Source organism: Coriobacteriia bacterium (assembly GCA_031292615.1).
Taxonomy (GTDB): Bacteria; Actinomycetota; Coriobacteriia; order Anaerosomatales; family JAAXUF01; genus JARLGT01.
The window spans coordinates 1-19002 of the sequence record JARLGT010000088.1 but is presented as its reverse complement, the minus strand read 5'-3'; the positions used below and the strand labels follow the sequence as shown (position 1 = coordinate 19002).

Here is a 19002-nt window from a genome sequence, read left to right as displayed (position 1 = left end):
GTAGATGCGCTCGACGGGAATCTCGCGCACGTCCATGCCCGCTCCCCACGCCTTGGCCCACAGCTCGAGCGGCATCGCGTAGCCGCACTCGCTAAGCGGCAGTCTCGCCAGCGCGTCCATCCGGTACGCCTTGAAGCCGCAAAACGAGTCGGTCAGTCCCCAACCGGTCTTCTCATTGATCATCGCGGTGATGCGCTGGTTGATCGCTGCGCGCTGCGGTGGTGCCACGCCCACCGACGAGCTGGTGGGGAGGTAGCGGCTTCCTGAGATGATGTCGCCGCCCTGCTCGATCGCGGTGAGGAACTGCGGGATGTGAGCGGGCTCGTGCTGCCCGTCGCAGTCCATGGTGATGAGCTGCGTCACGCCTAGGTCGCTCGCGACGCGAAACCCGACGCGCAGCGCGCAGCCGTAACCGCAGTTGCGATCAAGGTGTACGACGCTGACGTCGTCGCGCTCGGCGAGCACGCGGGTCGTGGCGTCCGTCGACCCGTCATCAACGACGATTACCTCGCCGAAGAAGAAGGACCTGACGGCGTCGAGCACGTCGCCCACGGTGGCGGCCTCGTTGTAGACGGGCAGCAAAACGGCCTCAGACACGTGAGTCCCTTCGCTTGGAGTGGTTGAAGCTGACGTGCAGTGCACAGCAGGTATCAGGGGGAAGCGTCAGTCCTCGTCGGGAGCGAGGTCCTCGTCGACGCGATACGCCGTCGTAACGTTGACTTGCGGCCCCAACATCCCTTTGACCGAGCAGTACTTGGTCGCAGAGAGCTCGATCGCGCGAGCGACCGCAGCCTCGCTGACGTCGTGACCACGCACAACGTAGAGTAGCGCGATATCAGTGTAGATCTTCGGGAACTCGTCTTCCCGCTGCTGTGCCGTGACCTCAATCTCGAGGCTCGTGAACTGCTGACGCTTCTTCTCGAGCACTGAGACAACGTCCATAGCGGTGCACGAGGCCAAAGCCTCTAGGAACATCTCAAGAGGACGGGCGCCCGTGCCCTCGCCCTTGTAGCCGGCAGGCGCGTCCATGACAACCGCGTGCCCGGCTTCGTCCCAACCGACCATCTGACGGTTGCCGGCCCAGCGAACATGAACTTTGTCGGTAGACATGAGCACATCCTCTCAAAGGGAAGCGGCGGGCGCTGTTCGCGACCCGCCGCGCCTCTAGTGGCTCGAAGCTTGAACGTGGACGACTAGATCTTGCGTCCCATCATCTGGGCCAGCTCGCGTGGGCTCTTGGCCTTGCCGATGGCCTCCTCGAACGACACCTTGCCCGAGTTGAGCAGCACCTTGAGACTCTGATCGAGCGTCTGCATGCCCAACGAACCGCTTCCTTGAATGATGGTCTCCATCTGGTGCGTCTTTCCCTCACGGATGAGGTTACTAATCGCAGGCACTCCAAGCATGATCTCCATGGCCATATGCCTGCCGCGACCGTCCGTGCTACGCAGAAGCGTCTGGGAGAGCACTCCCTGCAGCGAATTCGATACCTGCATGCGAACCTGCTGCTGCTGATGCGGCGGAAAGACGTCGATAATGCGGTCGATCGTCTCAGGCGCGCCGGTCGTGTGCAACGTCGCAAGCACCAAGTGTCCGGTCTCGGCGGCAGTGATGGCCGCACTGATAGTTTCGAGGTCTCGCATCTCGCCGACAAGGATGACGTCGGGGTCTTGGCGCAGGACTCGGCGTAGTGCACCCGCGAACGAGTGCGTGTCCTCGCCGATCTCACGCTGGTTGACGTAGGACATCTTGTTGCGGTGCATGAACTCGATCGGGTCCTCAAGGGTGATGATGTGCAGAGGCCGGGTCGAGTTGATGTGATCGATCATCGCGGCAAGCGTGGTCGACTTACCCGAGCCCGTCGGACCTGTGACAAGTACGAGTCCGCGGGGACGCTCCGCGAGATACGTACATACGGCGGGCAGGCCGAGCTCCTCCATCGTCGGGATGTCGATGGGGATGACGCGGAAGACGGCGCCGATGGAGTTGCGCTGCTGAAAGACGTTGGCGCGGAATCGCGATACGCCCGGGATGCTGTAGGCGAAGTCGAGCTCGAGTTCGTTCTCGTAGCGCTTGCGCTGCTCCTCCGAGAGGACCGAGTAGATCATCTCCTGAGTACCGCGCGGAGACATCGGAGGCATCGTGTCGATGGGAAGCAACTCTCCGCGCTGCCTGATGCCCGGAGGGCTTCCCACGGCGATGTGGAGGTCCGATCCGCCACGCTCCAGCATCAGGCGCAAGAGCTCATCGAGGTGTGGGCCCTCTTCCTGGACGGGCTCCGCGCGCCACGCGTTGCCGTTGCTGGCCGCAACCGCAGGGGCCGTCGGAGTCGCAGGGTACTCGGCGGCCTGAGGTGCAGGCTGCGGGGTCCCGTAGCCGGGTTGAGCCGCCGCTGCCGACTGAGCCGCGGGTCGAGCCGCCGGGGCACCGGGGGCCGGGGCCACCTCAACCCCAGCGAGCGCCGCGATCTTGCTCGCAATCGTCGATGCTAGTGCACCCGCGGACATGAGCGCCGAGGCGCCAACCTGCCGAGCCTTCAGCGCAGATGCCTCGTTCGCCTCGAGTGTGACGATGACGACCGGGACGTTCTGCGTCGTCGGCTCTGTCTTGATGGCGCGCGTGAACTGGTAGCCATCGACTCCAAGGAGCTGGGCGTCGACAACCAGGACGTCGGGAACGGTTTGGGCGATCATGCTCTGCGCGCGAGGACCCGACAGCGCGTTGACGATGTCGAACGATGCTCCGGTGTCGATCAACGCCTTGCTCAGGCGATCGACGAACTCGGCATCGTCGTGAACGATCAGAACTGTCTTCGATGCCACCAGGCTGCCCCTCCTCGGCGAAACGGTCACGGGCTGCGCACTGGGCGCCGCTCCCCCGTTTGGCGGCGACCCCAAATAGTGTATCGGCGCACATCCCGCCCGACTCAAACGTCCATCGCACAGAACGCGGTACCATGCCCTAGCATACCCCCCGCGCGACTGGAGCCCGAGTGACCGAACTGCACATCGAAAGCCTCGCATACGGCGGCGACGCCATCGCGCACCTCGAGGATGGCCGCGCCGCGTTCGTTCGAGCAGGCTGCCCCGGTGACGTAGTCGAAGTCGAGATCGCCGAGGACCACGGCCGCTTTGTCCGCGCCGAGATCAAGTCGATCGTCGAGCCGTCGCCAGAGCGCGTGGAGGCGCCGTGCCCGTACTTCGGAGTGTGCGGCGGCTGCTCGTGGCAGCACATCTCGGCGACCGCGCAACTCTTCGCGAAGCGTCAGTCGATCGTCGATGCCCTGACGCGCATCGGGCACATCGCCGATGCCGAGCAGCTTGTCGCTCCGACGGTCGCCTCCCCGCGCGACTACGGCTATCGCAACAAGATCGAGCTGGTGGCGAGGATGGACCCTGGCGGCTTGCGAATCGGCTACCACAAAGCTGGCAGCGACGAGCTGGTTCCGGTCGACTCCTGTCTGCTGCTACCCCCGAAGCTCCAGAAGGCTCCCAAGGCGCTGTCAGGAGCGCTCCGCTACCTCTCGGGCGGCCAAGACCTCGGCTTCAAGCGGGTCGCGCTTCGCGTTGCCGCGAACACGCGCGACGTCGAGATTGCGCTGTGGACCGAGCCGGGCTCGTTCCCCCGCAAGGCAGCCGCAACAACGCTGGGACGCGCGCTGAGATCGACCAGCATCGTCCGGGTGCTTGCGAAGGGTCCCGACAAGGAGCGCAAGGTCACTGGGGTCGAGGTGCTCAACGGCAACGGCTTCTGGCGCGAGCGCCTGCACGGTCGCGCCATGACCGTCTCGGCACCGAGCTTCTTCCAGGTCAACACCGCCGCCGCCGAGCTGCTCGTGGGCCTCGCACTGGATGCTCTGCATGCCGACGGCAGCGACCGCGTGGTCGACCTCTACGCCGGGGCCGGCACCTTCACGCTGCCGCTCGCCGAAGTCGCGGGCGACGTCATCGCCGTTGAAGCCGCGAGCAGCGCCGTTCGCGATCTGCGCCGCAATCTGGAGGATAGCCAGCTGTACGCCGAGGTCGTCGGCGGTGACGCGCTGCGCGAACTCAAGGAGATGGGCGTCGTCGACTCGCTGCTCGTCGACCCGCCTCGCGCCGGACTCGCCGACGGGGCCATCGACGCGATTGCCAAGACCCGCGCGCGCACGATCGCCTACGTGTCGTGCGACCCGGCGACGCTCGCGCGCGACGCCAAGTCGCTGCTGGCAGCCGGCTACCGACTCGCGGCCGCAACACCCGTCGATCTGTTCCCCCAGACGTTCCATATCGAGACGGTCGCTAAGTTCGCCCGCATCTAGCCGAGCGACATCGAGCGAGCGCCGCGAGAAGAGCAAACGCCGCCGGCGCTCAGCCGACGGCGTTCGTCTGCCCACTGTGATGGAGCCTAGCCGACGAGTCGGCCGACCTCGGTGAAGTCGGTGACGTAGACATCGTGCGGAGCGTCCTCGTGCTCCGCAGTCAGGTCGCCGCCAGCCTGATGCTGACCCTCGTGATCGCCCGAGCCCCACATCGCGCTCTCGCTCACGTCGTAGACGACGCCCTCGTACGCCACATAGGCGGCGCGGCCGTCTCGGCCATCGAACTCGGCAAGCTCTTCAAGCGTGAAGTCCTTCATCGATCCTCCAGTGCGTCTCAGGGTCGGTCGAATGCATATTTCTCCCCGACGGCGACCAGTCTAACGCCCCATGAAATGGGAAAGCGCCACGTCTGCCCCCGCGGCGCTTTCCAACTCAAAGGAGGAAGCTGGCTAGTCCTGGGCGAGTCTCTCGCTCAGGGAGCTTAGATCGACGACGATGCGGCGGCCCTTTGTTTGTAGGATTCCTTCTCGGGCCAACTGCGAGATGACTCGGCTTGCCGTCTCGCGCGACGTGCCCGCGAGCGTGGCGATATCGTAGTGAGTCATGCCCTGGATGACCGGCGCACCGCGCGTCTCAAGTCCGGCGGTGGCGACATTGAGTACTACGCGCATGACTCGGTGAGTGGCGTCGTGAAATGCCATGTCCTCGAGCCGGCCGATGGTGTGACGCAGGCGCCTCGAAAGAGTGGCGATCAGCGAGAGCGCAAGGCGCGGCTGCAACTGAATGGCTGCCGAGAGATCCTTGCCGTCCAGCGCGAAGAGCTCGACGTCAGTTACCGAGATAACATCGGCCGACCGCGTCTGGGCGTCCACCAGGGACATCTCACCGAAGTGCGCAGGGGCCTCGAGGTAGTTCAGCACGAGTTCCTTGCCCTCAGGGCTGGCCAGCGACACTTTCACGCGACCGGACACGAGCAGGTACATGCACGTACCGACCTCGTTCTGGCCGACGATGAACGAACCCTTGGGGTAGCGTCGCAACTGAACCATGCGCGCCATCGTTTCGAGGTTCTCTCCCGAAAGGTCCGAGAACATCGGAATGGCGACCAGTCGCGACGTTACTTGGTCTTTGGCTGTGAGCGTCTTCATACCGTGGGTATCGGGCGCCAGCGTCCGTGACTTGAGCCACAATCCACCAGTGACAGAGAACACGGCCGACCTCAACTCGCGAGGCCGACCGTCTTCAACGCGACTCGAAAGCGGCTAGGTATCGTTGCGCACGTAGTCGATGAACAGCGGCACGAGGTGCGGGATGAGCTGCGGCAGATACGTGGGCATCAGGGAGTTCATCGTCTTGGGCAGCAGGTCGGGCATCAGCGCGGCCATGTCGGGCGGCATCTCGCCCATGACGTCTTCTACCTCGCGAATCATGTCCGGCATGACCTTGTTCAAGATGCCCGGGGCCATCGCTGGGAACATCATGGGCATCATGCTCTGCATCATCGACAGACCGCCCGGAACGCTCTTCATCGACAGCATCATGGGCTTCATCCCGGCGGGCATGTTGTCCATCATCTGCGGGAAGATCCGCACCATGAACTTGGCCATGTTCTCGGGCTCCATGAGCCTGATGAACTTGTCAAAGAAACTCCACATGTACATCGAGTACTCGGTGGACTCCGGGATGTCGTATCCAGCCGCCACAGCGACCACACGCGAGAGGTCGTCGATCTTCAGACCCAGTTCGTTCTTGATGTTGGAGTCGCGCAGCTGCACCTGACAGCAAGGGCAGAGCGCCACGACGGTGTCGGCTCCAGCATCGACCGCCTCCTGAAGGCGGTGCCCACCGAGCCTCGGTGCCACCTCGATCTCGCCTACCAGCGTGAGAACGGAACCACAGCACAGCCCCTCTTCGCGGTTGTGCTCCATCTCGACGTACTCGATGCCGGGAATCGCCTTAAGCATGTCACGCGGTGGCTCGTAGTTGCCCTGGGCACGACCCATGTGACAGCTGTCATGGAAGGTGATCGTCTGGCCTTCGACGGGATTCACTTTGAGTTCGAGCCTGCCGTCGGCCAGAGCGGGTGCCACGAGCTCGGAGTAGTGCTTGATCTCGAACTCGTACTCCTCGCCCCGCTCGGCGGCAAGGTTGGCGTACAGCTCCTTCCAGACCAGGCCGCACGCTGGGCAGGAGGTGACGATCGTCTTCGCACCACGCTTCCTGGCCTCAGCGACGTTGTGCTCGTAGATCTCTTCGAACAGGTCCCACTTGCCGGCGACCTTCATCGGGATTCCGCAGCATGATTCGTCGTTGCCCATGTAGCCGACGCTGCAGCCGGAGTCCTGCAGCAGACGGATCGACGCCTCGGCGATATCGGTCTCCACGAAGCTAGCAGTGCATCCTGCGAAGTAGAGGATGTCGCACTGCTCCGGAATCTTCTCGGCCACGTCGGCGGGAACCCATGCGTCGCGGTTCTCGCTCTTTCCGGCCCAGATGTCGTTCTCGCCGCGCAGCGAGGCGGCCATCATCTCGAACGGCGGGAATGTGCCGCGCTTCTCCTCGTTGATGAGCTTGCCACGCATCTCCATCCAGTTGTGCTCGATGGGGAGCTGCAGCTGGCAGCGCGTGTTGCACACTTCGCACGTCGTACAGACAAGCATCGTGTCGATCGCAGCACGGTCCCACTTGGCGCGACCGGCTATCACGTCTCGAATGAACGCGTACTTGCCGCGGGGCGACTGGCTCTCCCACCCGCGACCTGAGTACTGCTCGCACGTGGGAACGCAGTAGCCGCACCGCGCGCAGGCGTAGGCCATGAAAGCGACGTCCGCCGGGATGCCCGCAACGTCTCGAGACAGGTCGCCGGGTCCCGACGGCGGCTTAGCGGCGTTCGCGATCGGGCGCACGACGGGCTCGAACGCTGTCGCGAGCCCCATGATGGAGTTGATCAGCCCGCTACCGACGACCTTGCCAGGGTTGAGCAGGTCGTCCGGGTCTACGGCGTGCTTGAACTCGCGTAGTGCCTTGACTCGTGCGGCGCCCATGACGCTGTCCGCCTCGTTGCGGAAGTACAGGCCCGTGGAGTACGCCGCTCCCCCGTGCGCCTTCGCAATCTTGATAACCGACAGTGATAGCGCGAAGGCAAGGTTGAACGCCAGCGTGCGCTCGTCATGCGGGATGAAGCCAAGAAGCACGACTTTGTCGCCTTTGCCCGCCATGCCTTCGAGAATGAACGGCTGCTTGATCTTGGCGCCGATCTCGGCGAGCACGTTGGGCATCTCGGCCAGCGGGACGATGACCTCGGTCGGGACGATAGAAGGTCCCATCCTTTTGAGACGCATCGGCGAGAAGCGCTGCTCCCACTCGTGCTCGGCAGCCTCGTCGGGCTGCTCGGCCCCGTGGTGCTTCTCGCTGATGGCCGCAAGTCTCTCGTCGATGTGGCCGCGCCGAGACGCCGGATACGCAATCACGGCGAGGTAGGCAGCCGGCAGATCGGGCTCGTAGTGCGGATGAGCTTCTTCCCACGGATGCCCGTGGCGGTGCGGTAGCTGCTTCTTGAGCCTTGTGGACTCCGGGTTGAGGAAGGTGATCGACCAGATCGGCAGATCGGCCGCCGAGATCTCGCTGAGGGCGGCTCCAAGCTTGAAGGCGTCGGGAAATGCGATGAGCCGATGCACTTCCTCCTCGAGCGGGCGAACGCGGAACTCGACCTCGGTGATGATCCCAGTGATGCCCTCGGCGTCAGCAACCAGATTGAGAAGCTCTTCGCCGGCGAACTCCCTGACGTCCCCAGTCGGCAACACGACGCGGGCGGCAGTGACGATCTCCTTGAAGGCGCCGTACTCGAAGCTTCCAAACCCGCTGCCGCCCTGCGCAAGCCAGCCCGCGGCAGACGAACTGGGATATGACGACGGGTAGAGTTGCAGTGTTAGGCCCTGTCGGGCGATCTCCCGGTCGATCTGCTCCCAGATAGCCCCCGCTTGAACACGCACGATAAGCGAGGCGGCGTCGATGCTGAGCACGCGCTGCATGCCGGAGACGTCGACCACGATCGCGCTTTCGGGCGGCAGCACGCCGCCATACCCACTGGTGGCCCAGGCGCGCGGAACGATCTTGAGCCCCTCAGCACGGGCCAAGCTTACGAGGGCGACGACATCTGCCTCGTCCCGCGGTCGTGCAACAGCGCCGGCCTGACCGGCCCCCACGAAAGGCTTGACGAGGAACGGCATAGCACCGATATCGAACGAGTACATCGAGCGCTCGCGAGGATCGGTTCGGACCCGGTTCTCCCCACAGATGTCTTGGAGTGCCGACTCTACGCGTTCGCTGACCGCTGGCATGTCTCATCCATCCTATCGGCTCGATAATGCCCCTAGGGGTATCGGTCTCAATCCCGAGGATACCCCCTCCCGTATACCGGGTGTCAAGTCTCGTTCAGGAAACTCCCGCGCGCATCTGGCGTGCTACGATTCGCAGCTATCCGGCAGGCACAGCGAAAAGAGGCGGGCCAACGTGCTTGGGGCAGTCCTGTTCGACCTTGACGGAACTCTCCTCGACATCGATCTCGATGCCTTCTTCAGGGAGTACTTTTCCGTTCTTGGGCCGTTTGTCGCCGACGTGCTCGGGACCGGCGCGAACGTGGGCCTCGGCTTGGATGCCGTCCTTCAGGGCACCGAGGCGATGAGCCTTCCGCACCCGGGACTTAGCAATCGCGAGGCGTTCAACGCCCGCTTTCACGAGATGACCGGCGCAGACCTGGACCTCGACGAGTACGCCATCGCCTTCGAGCGCTTCTACGCCGACGTCTTCCCGTCACTCAAAGGAACGATGGGTCCACGCAAAGGGGCGCGCCGTGCGGTCGAGTGTGCGCTCGAACTTGACCTGTGCGTGGCCGTCGCTACGAATCCGATCTTCCCTCGCTCGGCCATCGACGAGCGCATGCGTTGGGCCGACATCGCCGATCTGCCAGTGCATCTGGTCACGTCGTACGAGAACATGCACGCGGCCAAGCCACACCCCGCCTACTACCTCGAGGTGGCGAAGATGCTGGGGGTTGCGCCCGGTCAGGCGCTGATGGTCGGGGACGATCGCGTGCTCGACATGACCGCCGCCGACGTGGGGATGTCGACGTTCTACGTCGGACGCGGAGTGGCACCCACGGCGGACTTCACGGGATCGCTCGACGATCTTGCGCGGCTGCTGCCACGCCTGGCGGCAAGCTAGAACTTACGGACGCTTGTTCGAGATCATCGCCACCCATGCTCCGTCGGAGCGTTGGCTGTAGGCGAACTCGAACTTGCCGCGCGTCTCCTTGCGCAGATCGATCTGATAGCCGATACCGCTCGGCTCATGGTCGGTCACGAGCAGCAGCTGGTCGCTGCACCCCATGCCGACGAGCATGTCTACGACGGAGAAGATGAGGTTGCGTCGAAGCGCCGGGTCGAACGCCCGAATATCGACGACAAGCCTGCCTGGAGAGACGGCCAATGCATTTCCCTTTCGAATGAATGTGCTTAAGACAGCCTATTCCCGCTTCGCAGCGGCTTACCTGCAAACCCATCTGTGGATTCGATGTCCCAGTCTAGCAAGGTTCATTCAGAACAACGTCGCAGGTGAGCGACGTGAAGTGTAGAATGTCTGAAGGTAGCGTCGAGAACTGCCCTAGGTGGCGCCACCTGCGCGTGAACGAGAGGGAGGGCTGGGCCGACTTGAGTGCCGCACGTCAATACTATAGAACCTCGCCCGCATCAGGGCCCGTCACTCTAGTTCCCTCCCCCGTCGCAACCGTGCGACGATTCAGGCACCGTCCCACTCACGGCCTCTGAGGCCGTCTCGCCGCGGCGTGTCCGTCGGCACATTCCTCTCGGTTCGGATCGGTGATCGGCGCTTCGTCGCGCCCATTCCCGTCCGCGCGACGTCCGTCAAACCCCCTGAGTCTTGCCGAGAGGAGGACTGCCGGAGTCTGACCGTGCTTCATCCGGGGCGCATTGCCTGTACCGACCGCATACCGGATCAGTACTGCCGTACTAAGAAAAGCGATTCACACAAGGAGGTGTATGGCATGACGCAAGAGGTTCTTACATTCGACGACCAGCTTGCCGACCATGGCGTTTCCCGCCGAGACTTCCTCAAGTTCTGCGGTACCGTGGCCGCGATGCTCGGCCTGAGCGAACTCGCAGTTCCGCAGATCGCGGCCGCTGTTGAGGCCGCTGCGGCGAGCAAGTTGGCGCCAGCAGTCTGGCTCGACGGCGGTCTTTGTACTGGCTGCACCGAGTCGACCGCTCAGAGCGAGAACCCCGACGTCGCACAGATCGTGCTCGACATTCTGTCGATGAACTACATGGAGACCATCATGTATGCCACGGGTGACTCCGCCGAGGAGGCACTCAGGCAGACCATCGATGCGAGCTCCGGCAAGTTCATCATGGTGTACGAGGGCGCGGTCATGACCGGTTTTGACGGCAACGCACTCCGCGTCGCCGGCAAGACGGGCCTGGATCAGATCAAGGAAGTTGCGCCGAAGGCAGCCGCAATCATCGCTGTCGGCTCGTGCGCGGTTGATGGTGGCTGGGTGAGGGCCTACCCGAATCCCGGCGGAGCTATGGGCATCGGCGAGTATCTCGCGCAGGAAGGCATCAAGACTCCGGTCATCAACCTTCCCACGTGCCCGGTCAACCCCGTGTGGCTGGTCGCCATGGTCATCGACGTGCTGCTTCTCGGCGGTCTGGACGACCAAGGCAAGGTCACGCAGGCGCTCGTCGACAAGCTCGACGAGTTCGGCCGTCCCAAGCTCATCTTTGGGCAGACGATTCACGACAACTGCCCGCGCCGTGGTCACTTCGAGAACGGTGAGTTCGTCTACCAGTTCGGCTCGGAAGAAGAGGCCAAGGGCTACTGTCTGTACGCAATGGGCTGCAAGGGGCCCCAGACGTACACCAACTGCCCGATCGTGCGCTGGAACAACAAGACGTCGTGGTGCGTCAACTCCGGTTCGCCGTGCATTGGTTGCGGCGGCTTCAACTGGGTCGACGAGAACGCGCCCTTCCTGTCCCGCATGCGCAAGGTTGGCCTCGGCCACGTCGGCGCTTCGGATGGCGGCTGGAGCCCAGCGACCATCGGGGCAGTTGCTGGTGGAGTCGTTGTCGGCGCGCTTGTCGTTCACGGCGTCGGCATGGGTCTCGCCGGTCGTATCGGCGAGGGTCCTGAGACCGAAGAGATGAAAGACTACGACCGCAAGCGTATGAAGAAGGGAGGCGATAAGTAGTGGGTACTCCGAACGTCACCATCGACCCCGTCACACGTATCGAGGGTCACCTCCGCGTCGAGTGCGAAGTCACCAACGGCATCATCACCGATGCTTGGGTCTCTTGCTCCCTGTTCCGCGGTATGGAGATGGTCATGAAGGGCCGCGCGCCTTCGGACGCGTTCTACGTCGCGCAGCGTATCTGCGGCGTCTGCCCCATCTCCCACGGTCACGCCTCCACCATGTCGGCCGAGTCGGCGCTTGGGATCACCATCCCTAACGGCGCACGCATCGTCCGCAACATCATTGAGGCTGCCCAGTACCTGCACAGCCACATCCTGTGGTTCTACACACTCGGCGCCTTGGATTACATCGATCCGGGCAAGGCGCTCACGGCCGACATCGCGAACACGTACGCGCTCGCGGAGCAGGCTGGTACCACCACCTCGAACTTCAAGCAGGTGCAGGACAAGCTCAAGACGCTGGTCGCTGGCGGGCAGCTCTCGATCTTCACCAACGGTTGGTTCAACCATCCGGCATACGCGCAGAACATGCCGCCGGAGCTGGCTCTGATCGCGGTCGCGCACTACCTCGAGGCACTGGAGTTCCAGGCCGAGGCCGCGCGCATCATCGCTGTCATGGGCGGTAAGTTCCCGCACTTCATGACGTCGCTCCCCGGCGGAACCGCTTGGGTTCCGACAGAAGAGAAGCTCGGCGACGTGCTGTTCCGCCTCGAGCGAGTCGCGGACTTCGTGAACAACACGATGATCCCAGACACGCTGGCGATCGCACCGTTCTATACCGACGCGCTGAAGTACGGCGGCGGTTGGGGCAACTTCCTGGCATGGGGTGTCTTCAACAAGGAGTCGCTGCTCGCCAAGGATCGCTACATGCCCGAAGGCGTCGTCATGGCCGGCTCGCTGAAGGCCGAGGAAGCCGACGTCGAGAAGGTCAAGGAGTACGTCAAGAGTTCTTGGTTCAAGCCCGAAGATGGCAACTTGAATCCCAAGAACGGCATGACGAACCCCGAGTTCACGAAGTACGACGTCAACGACAAGTACACGTGGGCCAAGGCTCCGCGCTACGACGGCAAGCCGATGGAGGCCGGCCCTCTCTCGCGCATGCTCGTCGCCTACCTCAAGGGTGTTCCCGAGGTCGTCAAGATCGTCGACCTCGCGCTAGCCAAGCTTGGCGCAACCGGTCACCCGGAAGTTCTGGTCTCTCTGCTCGGCCGTGTGGCTGCCCGCAACCTTGAGGCGTCCGTCGTAGCCGGCTGGGGCCTTGACTGGGTCAACGAGCTGCTCGCCGCCGTCAAGGCTGGCGACGTCAAGCTCTTCGAGCCGTCAAGCGCAACCGCTGGCGAAGGTGCCGGTCTCTGGGAGGCACCACGTGGCGCCGTCGGTCACTGGATGACCGTCAAGAGCGGCCGCATCGACAGCTACCAGGTCTGTACTCCGTCCACCTGGAACATGGGTGGCCGCGACGATACCGGCATGGTCGGCACGCTCGAGAAGTCACTGATCGGCGCTCCGTGTCTTGATCCTACGAAGCCGATGGAAGCTGCTCGGATCGCTCGCAGCTTCGATCCTTGAATCGGATGCGGCGTTCACGTGATTGAACGCAAAACTGGCAAGAGGGGCACGGTCTATACGAACGCTTGGGGGGTGGAGTAGATGTCACACGACCTCTACCGCGAAGCTCACCCGATGCCGTTCGTGCTGACGCACTGGATCAACGTGCTCGCAATCGGCTTCCTGACCCTGTCAGGCTTCTACATCCACTACCCGATCTTCGGCGGGCTGATGGGACTTGCGCGAGGCACCCACTTCTTCTGGATGTTCGTGCTGCTCATTAACCTGATCGTGCGTCTGGTGCTCATGTTCTTCGTCAAGGACGCCATCATGCCCAACACGCGTGAGGTCGACTACGACTACAAGAACTGGCTGCCGCAGGCTGCCAACCGTCACCAGATGCTGCCGTGGGTCAAGTACTACCTGTTCTTCAAGAAGGATCACCCTATCTCGGCGAAGTACGGCGTTTTGCAGAAGATCGCCTACATCGTCACGCCGTTCCTCATACTGGCCGCTGCCTACACCGGCTTCTGCCTTTGGGGACCGACCTCTGGGATGCCCTTCTTCCGCGCCGGCACGGACTGGATCGCGGCGCAGTTCAACCTGGGTGGCGGCGGAGACCCGATGGGTGTCCGTATCGTTCACTTCTGGATCATGTGGGTCATCCTGATCTTCACGGCTGCCCACGTGTACCTCGCGAACATCTACAACTTCGCCCCGTCGGCGATGATCTTCGCGTGGAAAGAGAGCGTCAGCGAGAAGCACTAGTTCTCGCGGCGTGCGTTGCACGGACGAACGGGCCCCGGAAACGGGGCCCGTTCTGTGCATCGGTAACAGGAATGGACCCGTCGCTGTGGTACAACGTCAAGAACGTGTTTGTGCTACGCGACATGGGTCAGTGGCTCAAGGGCCGCTGAGGGTACGGCACCACATGAATCAGACCCACCGGGCCCGGCAGCCCACTAACTGTCCAAGCTTGGAGGCGCTGTGTTCTCGGAACGCGTAATCTCGAACGCTCTCGGCATCTTGAATCGACGTTATCTCGCAACTTCGCCGTGCACTCTTGATGCGCTGCCCGGGCCACAAGAAGGCCACGGCTACGTGCTGTACGCACACGTCCCATTCTGTGAGCGCCTCTGCACGTACTGCTCGTTCAATCGCTTCCTCTACAAGGAGGAGTGGGCCCGCGACTACTTCTCGCATCTGCGTGCCGAGATGCGCCTTGTCGCCGACATCGGCTACGACTTCGCGTCGCTCTACATCGGCGGCGGAACCCCGACGATCCTTCTCGACGAACTCGCGGAAACGATCGATCTAGCAAAGGAGCTCTTCCCGGGCATCCTTGAGGTCTCGGCCGAGACAAGCCCCAACCATCTCACCGATGAGATGTGCGAGATCCTCGACGGACGGGTCGACAGGCTCTCCTGCGGCGTCCAGAGCTTCGACGACCGCCTCCTGCGACAGATGGACCGCTACGGCAAGTACGGCACGGGAGAAGAGGTCTTCGAGCGCCTCTCGTTCATGCAGGGGAAGTTCCCGTCGTTTAACGTCGACATGATCTTCAACTTCCCGAGCCAGACGGAAGACATCCTTCTGCGCGACATTGAGCTTGTGAAGGCGACCGGCGCAAACCAGACGACGTTCTACCCGCTGATGGCTTCTCCCCTGCGACGCCGAGAACTCGCTCAGACCGTGGGCGAGATCGACTTCGACCGCGAAGCGCGCTACTACCGCCTCGTTGCCGACGCGCTTGCCCCGGAGTTTGAGCCTGGCAGCGCCTGGACGTTCTCACGCGACCGCAATGCGATGATCGACGAGTACATCGTCGACTACCCCGAGTACGTTGGCGTGGGCTCCGGAGCGCTCTCGTTTCTTGACGGCACCATCTACGGCAACACGTTCTCGCTTGCCGAGTACGGCGCGCGAGTCGACGCCGGCCGGATGGGCGTGGTCAAGCGCGGGGAGAAGTACGGATTCTTCGCGCAGATGCGCTACCGCTTTGTCACGGACCTCTTCGGTCTGCGTCTGGACAAGCCGCGCTTCCGCAAGGACTTCGGCATCTCGGCAGACCTCGGGCTGGCCGCCGAGATCGCGTTTATGACGATGGTCGGCGGTGTCGCGACCAATACGCGCGAGGAGATCACGCTGACGGCGCACGGCCGCTACCTGCTGCTCGTGATGATGCGCGAGACACTCGCCACCAGCAACGACGCACGCGACAAGGCGCGCGCCGAACTGCCCCTTGAGGAGCGCATCCTGCTACTCGAGGGCGACACGTCGGCGATGCTCGCAAGCGAGCCCGCACTCGTCGCAGCCGGATGATGGCGGACAAGACCGAGCGCATCTTGGTCATGGGTGTGGGAAACCCGCTCATGCGAGACGACGGAATCGGCCCGCGAGTCGTCGAGATGCTACTTGCCGGCTACAAGTTCCCCGACACGGTCGAGGTCGTTGATGCCGGCACAATGAGCTACATGATTCTGGACATGTTCCGCGACATCGACGAGCTCGTTATCGTCGACGCCGTGCGCGAGACGGGACTGCCCGCGGGTACCGTTATGCGCATGACGCCCGAGGAGATCGCTCCCAACCAGATGCCGCACTCGATGCACGATGTCGCACTCATCGACATCCTTCAGGCCGCCGACCTAGTGGGTACCGCTCCGCACGCCGTCTGCATCGGCGTCCAGATCGACGCGATCGAGGATTGGGTGCTTGAACTCTCGCCGGAGTGCGAGGCCGCCGTCCCGATCGCAACAGCCGCCGTACTCGACGAGCTGACGGCCCTCGGTTCTCCCGGCGAGCCCAACGACGATGCCGACGTACACGCGCAGGTCATAGCGGCGCTTCGCTCCTACGCGCCGATGCCCGACGCGATGGGGACGCCCGGCGCCGCCGAGGAGCCCGAGCAGGTCTAACCGAGTTGCAGCTCTCGGCGGATACGTTGGGCGATACCGGCGGCATCGAGACCAGCTCGTGCGAAGAGATCGGCCGACGCGCCTGAAGATTGGTAGCCCTCGACGCCAATCGTAACCAGTCGCGCCTCGCCGCCATTGCGCGCCAGCCACTCGGCGACAGAAGCGCCCAGGCCCGTGCGCACGCTGTGGTCCTCGACGCTGACGAGAAGCGGAGCCTCGGCGGCGTAGCGCATCGCGGCATCGTCCAGTTCGAGCGGCGTTGCGACGATGCCAACTTCGAGCTCGCAACCGTCCTGGCGCAGCGCATCGGAGGCGGCCACGGCAGCGCCTGCCAGGGTGCCCATCGCGAGCACAACGCCGTCGGCGCCCTCGCGCGCCCAGACAATTTCGCCGGGCGCGAACTCGTAGCCTTCGCCAAAGAGTGGTGCACCGCCGTCATTCAGGATGACCGGCAGTTTGCTGCGACCCATCGGAACGGCGATGTTCCCGGGCAGCGCCGCGGCGGCCCGGATGATCCGGTCGGTCTGATTGGGATCCGCCGGCACGAAGACTCGCCATCCGAAGAAGTCGCGCAGCGCGCCAACATAGTCGAGACACTGGTGCGTCTTGCCGTCCTCGCCCACGTCGAGCCCACAGTGCGTCACGGCAAGCTTGAGGGCAGCGCCGTTGATGTCGTTAAGTCGCTGCTGGTTGTAGGCTTCGTCGATGCCGAACACCCCAAAGTCGCTCCAGAACGCCACCACGCCCGGCACAGTCGACAACGCCCCACCGATGGTCGCAGCGTTGTGCTCGCCGACACCGCACTGGATGAAGCGCTCGGGGTACTTCTTCCAGAACGCCTCGGTCTTGACCGACTGGGCTAGGTCGCAGTCGAGCACTGCGATCACTACGTCGGGGTTGGCATCGGCGAGGTCGACGAGGGCGGTTCCCCAAGCCGAGCGGTCGTCGGTCTCGGCCTCGGCGCCATAGGTCTGTGGAACTCCGAGGTTCAAGGCGACCGCGGGCGTGCGATGGTCGAGCGCAGTGACCGTACAAGGCCGCGTGCGCTCTGACCGCGCCTTCTCGAGTGCTGCGGGATCCAGGCCTAGCTCGGCCATCGCGCGGGTGTACTCCTCGGCGGTGAGGCCGCGGCCGTGGAACTCCGGGATGTCCTCCATGAACGAGACGCCCTTGCCCATGACAGTGTGCGCGAGAATCGCTGTGGGAACGCCGTCCCCGACGCCGTCCGCGATCGCAGCGTGAAGCGCGGCTAGATCGTGACCGTCGCACTCGATAACGCGCCAGCCGTCGGCTTCCCAGTCGGCGGGGACCGGCACGGGCATGATCTCGTCGGTTCGACCCGAGATCTGGATGTGGTTCCAGTCCACGACGGCAGTGATGTCGCCCAACGCGTACTTCGCCGCAAGCCGCCGAGCCTCCCCCACCTGCCCCTTCTGCTGCTCACCGTCGCTCATCGCAACGAACGTGTGCCACGATGCGCCCGTCAGCCGCGCACCCAGCGCAAGCCCGACACCCGCCGAGAGCCCCTGGCCGAGGTTGCCCGTGGACCACTCGACCCCCGGCACGGAGCGCTCCACGTGCCCTTCGAAGACGCTGCCGGCCTGTCGAAAGTGCGCTGCGACCTGCTCGGCGTCGAAGAAACCCGCCTGCGCCATCGCCGAGTAGACTCCAGGCGACGTGTGGCCGTGGCTGACCACGATACGATCGCGGCCTTCCCAGCGAGGCTCGGTCGGGCGAAGGCGCGCGCACGAGAAGAGCAGCGTGTAGAGTTCCATCGACGAGAACGAGCCCCCAGGGTGACCGGAAGCAGCGACGGCGGTGGCGGTGAGGACGGTGCCGCGCGCAGCGTGTGCGCGATCGCTCAGCTCGGCGAGTTGTTCGGCGGAAAGCGGTGCGGTGAGGCCCTCGTTGAACACACTGACTCCCTTGAAACGCGTTGGCGTGTACCGCCGACGGCGGCAACGAGCAGGTACACTGTCAAACACATACCGTCCGATTATCCCCGAGGAGACCGACACCCGTGCAGAAGCTTCTCGATACCGCAATCGCCGCCGCTCGCGAAGGTGGCGCGATCGTTGAGGCGCGCGTCGCCGACATGGGCGAGATTCGCAGCAAGTCCGCCTCAAGCGATCTCGTCACTGATACCGATGTCTCGTCCGGCGTCGCGGTCTGCCGAGCAATCGCCGAGAGAGTCGAGGGCGCGCGCTTTGTCTGCGAGGAAGAAGAGGTCTACGACCTGGCTGGCGTTGCGCGCGGCGGCCTGTACGACGATGAGGTGTGGGTCATCGACCCCGTCGACGGGACGACGTCGTTCGTCCACTCTTACCCGTGCTACTCGGTCTCGGTTGCCTGCCTGCGTGGCGGCCAGCCGGTCGCAGGCGCCGTCTACAACGCCGCGCTGCGCGAGATGAACGCCGCCGCGGTGGGCCTCGGTGCAACGCGCGAGGGCATTCCGCTTCACGTCTCCGACGCCGAGACTGTCGACACGGCGCTGCTGATCACCGGCTTCCCCTACGACCGGGCGCTCCCGATGGATCGCGCGATCGCGGTCCTGGGCGCGTTCCTGCGCAACCCCGTGCATGGCATCCGCCGAGACGGTTCGGCCGCCATCGACTGTAGCCACGTCGCCGGAGCCCGCGCCGACGGCTTCTGGGAGTTCCACCTCAAGCCGTGGGACGTCGCGGCGGGCATCGCCATCGCCCGCGAGGCCGGAGCGCTGGCCACGGACCACGACGGTACCCCTTGGACGCCGAGCGCCGACGGCATCTGCCTCGCCAACCCGAAGCTGCACGCCGGCATGTTGGAGGTAATCCAGATTGGTCTCGCATCGCTGTAGGAGCCCGGCGTCGAGGGCGGCTGGTGCCGCGACGATGTGGAGTCGCCAGTGTGGCGGGGCGGGGTGGGCGGGGGGGGCGGGGGGGCGGTCGGTGGTCCTGCCCCCCCCCCGGGGGCGTTAGGGTGGTGGGGTCG

General features: G+C 64.1%; 16 protein-coding genes. 8 read left to right on the top strand and 8 right to left on the bottom strand.

Translation table 11 applies throughout. The features are described 5' to 3' along the window. The 3 genes from P4L93_07785 to P4L93_07775 form a co-directional block, all read right to left on the bottom strand. Positions 1–597, bottom strand: a 597-nt coding sequence (locus P4L93_07785; GenBank protein MDR3686837.1) for a glycosyltransferase family 2 protein, incomplete at its 3' end; no start/stop codon positions are given. Positions 598–663: 66 nt separating this feature from the next. Next, a complete protein-coding gene (locus P4L93_07780; GenBank protein MDR3686836.1) occupies positions 664–1110 on the bottom strand; it encodes an OsmC family protein in 447 nt (148 codons plus the stop codon). Between the two features lie 83 nt (positions 1111–1193). After that, entirely contained in the window at positions 1194–2822 is a 1629-nt protein-coding gene (locus P4L93_07775) for a PilT/PilU family type 4a pilus ATPase (protein MDR3686835.1), read from the bottom strand. A gap of 170 nt (positions 2823–2992) precedes the next feature. Between P4L93_07775 and rlmD the strand changes: the two genes are divergently transcribed. Continuing rightward, the gene (gene rlmD, locus P4L93_07770; protein MDR3686834.1) at positions 2993–4300 is read left to right on the top strand and encodes a 23S rRNA (uracil(1939)-C(5))-methyltransferase RlmD; all 1308 of its coding nucleotides are present in this window, start codon (positions 2993–2995) and stop codon (positions 4298–4300) included. An 86-nt stretch (positions 4301–4386) separates the two neighbouring features. Here rlmD and P4L93_07765 read toward each other — a convergent pair whose 3' ends face one another. The 3 genes from P4L93_07765 to P4L93_07755 all read right to left on the bottom strand — a co-directional run bounded on the left by P4L93_07765 (position 4387) and on the right by P4L93_07755 (position 8640). After that, positions 4387–4617 (bottom strand): cytochrome b5 domain-containing protein, encoded by a 231-nt coding sequence (locus P4L93_07765; GenBank protein ID MDR3686833.1) that lies wholly within the window; start codon positions 4615–4617, stop codon positions 4387–4389. 132 nt (positions 4618–4749) lie between these two features. Continuing rightward, positions 4750–5511: a Crp/Fnr family transcriptional regulator gene (locus tag P4L93_07760; protein ID MDR3686832.1), complete on the bottom strand. Its 762-nt coding sequence runs from the start codon at positions 5509–5511 to the stop codon at positions 4750–4752. A 51-nt stretch (positions 5512–5562) separates the two neighbouring features. After that, entirely contained in the window at positions 5563–8640 is a 3078-nt protein-coding gene (locus P4L93_07755) for an FAD-binding and (Fe-S)-binding domain-containing protein (protein MDR3686831.1), read from the bottom strand. Positions 8641–8812: 172 nt separating this feature from the next. On the opposite strand from P4L93_07755, the gene P4L93_07750 reads away from it, so the two are divergent. After that, the gene (locus P4L93_07750; protein MDR3686830.1) at positions 8813–9523 is read left to right on the top strand and encodes an HAD family hydrolase; all 711 of its coding nucleotides are present in this window, start codon (positions 8813–8815) and stop codon (positions 9521–9523) included. A 3-nt stretch (positions 9524–9526) separates the two neighbouring features. Here P4L93_07750 and P4L93_07745 read toward each other — a convergent pair whose 3' ends face one another. Beyond that, positions 9527–9787 carry a DUF2249 domain-containing protein gene (locus P4L93_07745; protein MDR3686829.1) on the bottom strand — a complete coding sequence of 87 codons (261 nt, stop codon included), beginning with the start codon at positions 9785–9787 and terminating at the stop codon, positions 9527–9529. 574 nt (positions 9788–10361) lie between these two features. Here P4L93_07745 and P4L93_07740 point away from each other — a divergent pair. The 5 genes from P4L93_07740 (at position 10362) to P4L93_07720 (ending at position 16032) form a co-directional block, all read left to right on the top strand. Further along, complete coding sequence (locus P4L93_07740) at positions 10362–11564, top strand: hydrogenase small subunit (GenBank protein ID MDR3686828.1); 1203 nt, start codon at positions 10362–10364, stop codon at positions 11562–11564. Further along, complete coding sequence (locus P4L93_07735; protein MDR3686827.1) at positions 11564–13135, top strand: nickel-dependent hydrogenase large subunit; 1572 nt, start codon at positions 11564–11566, stop codon at positions 13133–13135. The genes P4L93_07740 and P4L93_07735 overlap by 1 nt, the downstream gene beginning before the upstream one ends. An 81-nt stretch (positions 13136–13216) precedes the next feature. Further along, entirely contained in the window at positions 13217–13882 is a 666-nt protein-coding gene (locus P4L93_07730) for a cytochrome b/b6 domain-containing protein (protein ID MDR3686826.1), read from the top strand. A gap of 219 nt (positions 13883–14101) precedes the next feature. Further along, positions 14102–15436: a coproporphyrinogen III oxidase family protein gene (locus P4L93_07725; protein MDR3686825.1), complete on the top strand. Its 1335-nt coding sequence runs from the start codon at positions 14102–14104 to the stop codon at positions 15434–15436. Then, positions 15436–16032, top strand: a complete 597-nt coding sequence (locus P4L93_07720) for a hydrogenase maturation protease (GenBank protein MDR3686824.1) — start codon at positions 15436–15438, stop codon at positions 16030–16032. Before P4L93_07725 ends, P4L93_07720 begins: the two co-directional genes overlap by 1 nt. On the opposite strand, the gene P4L93_07715 is transcribed toward P4L93_07720, so the two are convergent. Next, positions 16029–17948: a transketolase gene (locus tag P4L93_07715; GenBank protein MDR3686823.1), complete on the bottom strand. Its 1920-nt coding sequence runs from the start codon at positions 17946–17948 to the stop codon at positions 16029–16031. The genes P4L93_07720 and P4L93_07715 overlap by 4 nt on opposite strands. A 104-nt stretch (positions 17949–18052) precedes the next feature. Here P4L93_07715 and P4L93_07710 point away from each other — a divergent pair, with 104 nt between their 5' ends. Then, on the top strand, positions 18053–18868 hold the full coding sequence (locus P4L93_07710) for an inositol monophosphatase family protein (protein ID MDR3686822.1): 816 nt from the start codon (positions 18053–18055) through the stop codon (positions 18866–18868). The last annotated feature ends 134 nt before the right edge of the window (positions 18869–19002 follow it).

What these genes read in the sequence shown, in the direction of transcription:
- P4L93_07780 (MDR3686836.1), bottom strand. Translation starts at nt 1,110, where the DNA reads ATGTCTACCGACAAAGTTCATGTTCGCTGGGCCGGCAACCGTCAGATG.
- P4L93_07765 (MDR3686833.1), bottom strand. Translation starts at nt 4,617, where the DNA reads ATGAAGGACTTCACGCTTGAAGAGCTTGCCGAGTTCGATGGCCGAGAC.
- P4L93_07755 (MDR3686831.1), bottom strand. Translation starts at nt 8,640, where the DNA reads ATGCCAGCGGTCAGCGAACGCGTAGAGTCGGCACTCCAAGACATCTGT.
- P4L93_07740 (MDR3686828.1), top strand. Translation starts at nt 10,362, where the DNA reads ATGACGCAAGAGGTTCTTACATTCGACGACCAGCTTGCCGACCATGGC.
- P4L93_07730 (MDR3686826.1), top strand. Translation starts at nt 13,217, where the DNA reads ATGTCACACGACCTCTACCGCGAAGCTCACCCGATGCCGTTCGTGCTG.
- P4L93_07720 (MDR3686824.1), top strand. Translation starts at nt 15,436, where the DNA reads ATGGCGGACAAGACCGAGCGCATCTTGGTCATGGGTGTGGGAAACCCG.